The sequence below is a fragment of the Streptomyces sp. NPDC050636 genome, assembly GCF_040654775.1.
Taxonomy (GTDB): Bacteria; Actinomycetota; Actinomycetes; order Streptomycetales; family Streptomycetaceae; genus Streptomyces.
Genome location: NZ_JBFAIP010000204.1, coordinates 1 through 4,666, shown reverse-complemented (window position 1 = coordinate 4,666; position 4,666 = coordinate 1). Strand labels below are relative to the sequence as shown.

Annotated in this window: 5 protein-coding genes and 1 pseudogene; 2 read left to right on the top strand and 4 right to left on the bottom strand. The window is 68.5% G+C overall.

Annotation, left to right across the window (positions count from 1 at the left end):
* Positions 1 to 71 precede the first annotated feature (71 nt).
* The 3 genes from AB0I10_RS40405 to AB0I10_RS40395 all read right to left on the bottom strand — a co-directional run bounded on the left by AB0I10_RS40405 (position 72) and on the right by AB0I10_RS40395 (position 2,609).
* On the bottom strand, positions 72 to 1,241 hold the full coding sequence (locus tag AB0I10_RS40405; RefSeq protein WP_363157732.1) for a GTP-binding protein: 1,170 nt from the start codon (positions 1,239 to 1,241) through the stop codon (positions 72 to 74).
* Positions 1,242 to 1,250: 9 nt separating this feature from the next.
* Positions 1,251 to 1,421: a 50S ribosomal protein L32 gene (rpmF, locus tag AB0I10_RS40400; protein ID WP_363157731.1), complete on the bottom strand. Its 171-nt coding sequence runs from the start codon at positions 1,419 to 1,421 to the stop codon at positions 1,251 to 1,253.
* A 135-nt stretch (positions 1,422 to 1,556) separates the two neighbouring features.
* A complete protein-coding gene (locus tag AB0I10_RS40395; protein ID WP_363157730.1) occupies positions 1,557 to 2,609 on the bottom strand; it encodes a hypothetical protein in 1,053 nt (350 codons plus the stop codon).
* Positions 2,610 to 2,744: 135 nt separating this feature from the next.
* Between AB0I10_RS40395 and AB0I10_RS40390 the strand changes: the two are divergent.
* Positions 2,745 to 2,858, top strand: a pseudogene (locus AB0I10_RS40390) (sigma factor-like helix-turn-helix DNA-binding protein); the annotation flags it as partial.
* A 175-nt stretch (positions 2,859 to 3,033) separates the two neighbouring features.
* Positions 3,034 to 4,209: a pentapeptide repeat-containing protein gene (locus tag AB0I10_RS40385; RefSeq protein WP_363157729.1), complete on the top strand. Its 1,176-nt coding sequence runs from the start codon at positions 3,034 to 3,036 to the stop codon at positions 4,207 to 4,209.
* A 21-nt stretch (positions 4,210 to 4,230) separates the two neighbouring features.
* On the opposite strand, the gene AB0I10_RS40380 is transcribed toward AB0I10_RS40385, so the two are convergent.
* The coding region (locus AB0I10_RS40380) for a transposase (RefSeq protein ID WP_363157728.1) at positions 4,231 to 4,666 on the bottom strand (436 nt) is incomplete at its 5' end.

Below are 4,666 nucleotides of genomic sequence, written 5' to 3'. Positions count from 1 at the left end.
GGTATACGCACCGTCGTGCATGCCGGGTTGGGCAGTGCCGTGGCTGCGACCACTGCCCAACCCGGAGCTTGTCAGGTCTGCTGCACCAGATCCGGGTGCTCGTGTTCGCAGGCGTCGTCGATGCCATATGTGTCCCAGGCGGGGAACGGGTCGTCGGAGGGCTGTTCCCCGTCGGCCAAGAGGCAGTTGGCCAGGGCCGCTTGCAGTGCCTCATCGCGCAACCCGGTGCCGATGAAGACCAGTTCCTGTCCCTGGCGGTCGTCGGCATCACGGGCGCCGGAGGGCTCGAAGCGGGCGACGGCCCCTGCCTGCGACCACAAGCCGGTGACGTTCGGGCGGCTGGCCAGCCAGAAGAAGCCCTTGGAACGCAGGATCTGGCCGTAGGCGCCGCTGTCCAACTCCTCGGTGACGAAGGTCCACAGCCGGTTCGGGTGGAACGGTGCACCGGCGCGGAAGACCGTGCTGGAGATGCCGTATTCCTCGGTTTCCGGGATGTGGTCGCCGTTGAGTTCCTGTACCCAGCCGGGGGCCTGCTGGGCCCGTTCCAGGTCGAAGAGGCTGGTGCCGAGGATGTCGCCGGTGTTCACCCGGCCGTGCCGGGCGGGCACGATGCGGGCGGCCGGGTTGAGGCGGGTGAGCGCGGCCTGAAGGCGTTCGGCGCTCTGCGCATCAACCAGGTCGGTCTTGTTGAGGATGATGACGTCGGCGAACTCGATCTGGTCCATCAGCAGGTCGCTGACGGTGCGTTCGTCGTCCTCGTACTGGTCCAGCCCCCGCTCGGCCAGTCCGTCGCCGCCGGCCAGCTCCGGCAGGAAGTTGGCGGCGTCGACGACGGTGACCATCGTGTCGAGCCTGGCGAGGTCCCCGAGGGTCGCTCCGTCGTCGCGCGGGAAGGCGAAGGTGGCCGCGACCGGCATCGGCTCCGAGATGCCGCTGGACTCGATGAGCAGGTAGTCGAAGCGGCCCTCGCGGGCCAGCCGGTCCACCTCTTCGAGAAGGTCATCTCGCAGCGTGCAGCAGATACAGCCGTTGGTCATCTCGACCAGGCGTTCCTCGGTGCGGGAGAGGGCGGCCTCGCCGCCACGCACCAGGCTCGCGTCGATGTTGATCTCGCTCATGTCGTTGACGATGACCGCGACGCGCAGGCCCTCCCGGTTGCCCAGGACGTGGTTGAGCAGGGTGGTCTTGCCCGCTCCGAGGAAGCCCGACAGGACGGTGACGGGCAGTCGGTTGTGCGTCATGCCGTCGGCTCAGCTCTCCGGGCGCAGGAGCCCGCGTTCGTACGCCTTGGCCAGTCGCTGCGGGACGAGGTAGGGGGTGCCGTCGACGGTGACGGGCACGAGCTGTGGGGTGGCCGCCTTCCACTGGGCACGACGGTGGCGGGTGTTGCTGCGGGACATCTTCCGCTTGGGTACGGCCATGGCCGACCTCCTGCACGACTAGGTGACGGGCAACAAGCTAACTGGAAATGGCTCCCATTTTCAAATGGAGGGGTGTTAAACGGATGCCGCGTCGCACGGGAACCTCGGCTCCCTGTCCCGCCGTCCGGCCCTCCGTCACCCTCGGGGCTGTGGTGGGGTGTCGGCGCCGACGTCCAGGAGTGTGATGCGGCCGCCCCGTTCCGCCACCGCAAGCATGCGCCGTCCTATCCATGCAAGGGACGTGGCGGGGCTGGTCAGGCGCCCTACGGCGAGCGAGGGGCGGCTGATCCTCCGGCTGTTGGGTCCGGCGTGCCACAGCCGGACGGTGTAGTCGGACCCCGCAGTCGCGAGCGTGTCTCCCGCGCCGGGCTGCCAGGCCAGCGCTGAGGCGCATACGGGGAGGACGGCCCATCTCGCCGGTCTCCTGGGGCCGATGGACCAGAGCGACAGGTGGCGCTCGGCTGGTACGGCCAGCTTGTGGCCACTCTCGCTGAAGACCGGGGCGTGCCGGCCCGAGGTGTCCGCGCACTCGACCGGCCGGGTCGTCGGGCGATGCGTCTCCCACAGCAACGTTTTCCGCTGGTGCGTCGAGCAGACGGCCCAACGGCCGTCGACGGACAGAGTGAGACCGTCCGGTGCGTCGCCGTATTCATGCACGGCGACCGGTTCGCGACGCATGGGCATGAAGCAGCGGACCTGGCCCGCCAGCGACACCGCCAACAGGCGTCCGCCTTGCGCGGAGGCTATGTCGGTGGCTGCCTTTGGGAGTGGTGCGGCGGACCACTGCGCCACGCCGTCGGTGTCGTACGCCATGACCTGGCGCCCTTCCGCGATTGCCACGACGCCCGGTCGCATCCAGCACGCTCGGATGCACGATGCGGCAGTGGTCCGCGTGATCAGCCTGCCGTCCAGTGCACGCCATAGGCCGTATCCGCGGGGGCCTACCAGCGCCAGGTGGTGCCCGTCGGGAGAAAAAGTGAGATCCGTGATCCCGCCGGGCAACGCGAGGTGGCCCTGCTCCTCGCCCCCGTCGAGATCCAGTACGCGCACTCCGCCGCGGCGCCCGGCGACGGCGATCAGTCCCACGCCCACCGAAAGGGCGACCGGTTCCCATGCGAGCCGCTTCGACCACAGTGGGGTGCCTTGAAGGTGCTCGGCGGCTGCCGGCGCGGGCGACGCTCCGGCCATCACCACGTCCCTGTCAGCATGCGAGTCGGGGTGGTGTGGCGGGGGTCAGGGGGTGTCCGCCGCGAGGTTCTGGTGACGTGCACAGGTGATCTTCCATATTCGGACATGGGAATCATTTTCACAAACACTATATGCGAGGCATTCATGCTCACGCAGTTGGTCGGGATGCCGTACGCGGATGCCACGGCGGTCGTGGGCTGCCCCATCGGCACGGTCCGCTCCCGGGTGGCCCGCGCCCGCGCCGACCTCACCAGCTGGCCGAGGTCCGCCGAGAGCTGTGCGCGAGTCCCTCACGCGGTTGCGGCGTGGCCGGCGCCGGTTTCGGGTGATCACAGTGTTGCCGGCGCGCCGCCGATATGGCGGACAGCGCTCCTCTGGTGCTCTGACCGGATAGGTACACCGGCTTCCGTGCCGCCCTGCGATCATGTGTGCATGGATACGGGGGGGATCTATTCATGGCCGCCGCATGCCGATGGTCTCTCGGCGGCGTCGGGTCAGTTCCGCTCTTCTCACGGTGGCGGCGGTGCTGGCCGTGCTCGCCGCGTTGGCCGTAGTGGTCGTGGTGCTCCCGGGACTGGTGGTCGAGCGCGATCTCGGCGGGGCCAGGATCTCGGCTGCTGAACGGCTCGGAGCTGTGAACAACGTACGCACGACGCTCGTGCGGGCGGTCGGTGGGACTGTCGTCCTCTTCGGCGCGTACGCCACCTGGCGGCAGTTGAGGGTCAACCAGGAGGGTCTGAACGCCACCCGAGAGGGACACATCACCGACCGCTTCAGCCGGGCGGTCGACCAGCTCGGCAGCGAGAACACGGACGTCCGGATCGGCGGCCTCTACGCACTGTGGCGGATCGCGGACCATTCGGCTCACGACCGGGAGGCGGTCATCTCGATCAAGGCCGCGTTTCTTCGGACTCACCTGCCATGGCCTCCGCAAGGGCAGGACGCCCCGGCGGCGGAAGCCTCCATCAACTCCGTGCCTCCGCTGGAGACCCGTGCCCCGGATGCCCAGGTGGCGCTCACCGGCCTCGGGGTCCTATGCCAGGAACACCACCCCGACTGGCTCAACGTCAGCTACACCGACCTGCGTCGGGCCGACTGCGACGGACTGTGGCTGCACCACATCAACTTCGACGGCGCCTGCCTGGAAGCGGCGAGTATTTACCAGGTCAACCTGACCAAGGCATCGCTGATCGCGGCCAACATGCGGCACGTGGAGCTCGGGACGTCGATTCTCCACCAGAGCCGTTGCATCGAAGCCGACCTGCGCGGCGCTCGCATGGTCAGGGCCGACCTCAGCGACGCTGACTTCTCCGACGCCGACCTGCGGGAGGCAAATCTGCGCAAGGCGCGGGGCCATGGCACCAAGTTCACCGGCGCGGATCTGAGATTGGCTGATCTCCGAGGAACCGACCTCACTGGTGCCGACCTGACACGGGCGAAGCTGGAAGGCGCACTGGCGAGCGAAGTCACCGTCTGGCCGACGGACTTCGACATTCAGGCGGCTGGCGTCGTCATAGTCGAGGATCCCGGTGCCGAGCCGAGCATTCTGCTGCCAGCCGCTGCGATCGCGAGGAATGTCCCACCCCTGCGTTCGGCTTAATGCTCCAACCGAGGGGGTCCGTCAGGCGGCTGCACTGAGGGGTCGTCCGCCCCAGCGAATGCCTTTCTCGCTGCGGATTCGGGCTCGTTCGCGTCGCTGGGCGGTCAGGACGTCGGGGTGTCGGGCGTTCTTGTTGCGCCAGCGCAGGTAGGCGTGCAGGGCCCTGGTCTGGACGGTGTGGTTCGGGTGGTGGGAGTTGGCGAGGGTGAACTGCCGCAAGGGTCCGAAGTGTGCCTCGATGGGGTTGGCCCAGGACGCGTAGGTCGGGGTGAAGCACAACTCGACCTTCGGGCGGGTCGCCCATCTGCGGATCTTCCAGTTCAGGTGGGCGGAGAGGTTGTCGAGGATCACGTAGATCGGGGCGCCGTCCGGGCGGGCCGCGCGGATCGACCGCAGGGCGGCCCAGGTTGCTGTGCACGGCGATGGTGGCGTGGGCGGGCCAGTATTCCTTCGGGCG